Raw genomic sequence first — 1017 nt, 5'->3', positions numbered from 1 at the left:
CGCACAGAGGATAGGGACCGAACTGTCTCACGACGTTCTAAACCCAGCTCGCGTACCGCTTTAATGGGCGAACAGCCCAACCCTTGGGACCGACTCCAGCCCCAGGATGCGACGAGCCGACATCGAGGTGCCAAACCATCCCGTCGATATGGACTCTTGGGGAAGATCAGCCTGTTATCCCCGGGGTACCTTTTATCCGTTGAGCGACAGCGCTTCCACAAGCCACTGCCGGATCACTAGTCCCGACTTTCGTCCCTGCTCGACCCGTCGGTCTCACAGTCAAGCTCCCTTGTGCACTTACACTCAACACCTGATTACCAACCAGGCTGAGGGAACCTTTGGGCGCCTCCGTTACTCTTTAGGAGGCAACCGCCCCAGTTAAACTACCCATCAGACACTGTCCCTGATCCGGATCACGGACCGAGGTTAGACATCCAGCACGACCAGAGTGGTATTTCAACGACGACTCCACAACCACTGGCGTGGCCGCTTCACAGTCTCCCACCTATCCTACACAAGCCGAACCGAACACCAATATCAAACTGTAGTAAAGGTCCCGGGGTCTTTCCGTCCTTCTGCGCGAAACGAGCATCTTTACTCGTAGTGCAATTTCACCGGGCCTATGGTTGAGACAGTCGAGAAGTCGTTACGCCATTCGTGCAGGTCGGAACTTACCCGACAAGGAATTTCGCTACCTTAGGATGGTTATAGTTACCACCGCCGTTTACTGGCGCTTAAGTTCTCAGCTTCGCCGCACCGAAATGCAGCTAACCGGTCCCCTTAACGTTCCAGCACCGGGCAGGCGTCAGTCCGTATACATCGCCTTACGGCTTCGCACGGACCTGTGTTTTTAGTAAACAGTCGCTTCTCGCTGGTCTCTGCGGCCAACCCCAGCTCAGACAGTAAATGTCATCACCGGTTTTGGCCCCCCTTCTCCCGAAGTTACGGGGGCATTTTGCCGAGTTCCTTAACCATAGTTCACCCGAACGCCTCGGTATTCTCTACCTGACCACCTGA

At 55.3% G+C, this 1017-nt stretch carries 1 rRNA gene; it reads right to left on the bottom strand.

The features are described from left to right. Positions 1–1017, bottom strand: a 23S ribosomal RNA gene (locus ACFWEG_RS29095); the annotation flags it as partial.

The sequence above is a fragment of the Streptomyces sp. NPDC060194 genome (genome assembly GCF_042728285.1).
Classification (GTDB): Bacteria; Actinomycetota; Actinomycetes; order Streptomycetales; family Streptomycetaceae; genus Streptomyces.
Note: the sequence above shows the minus strand (reverse complement) of the source record. Positions and strands in the feature narration are given on the sequence as shown.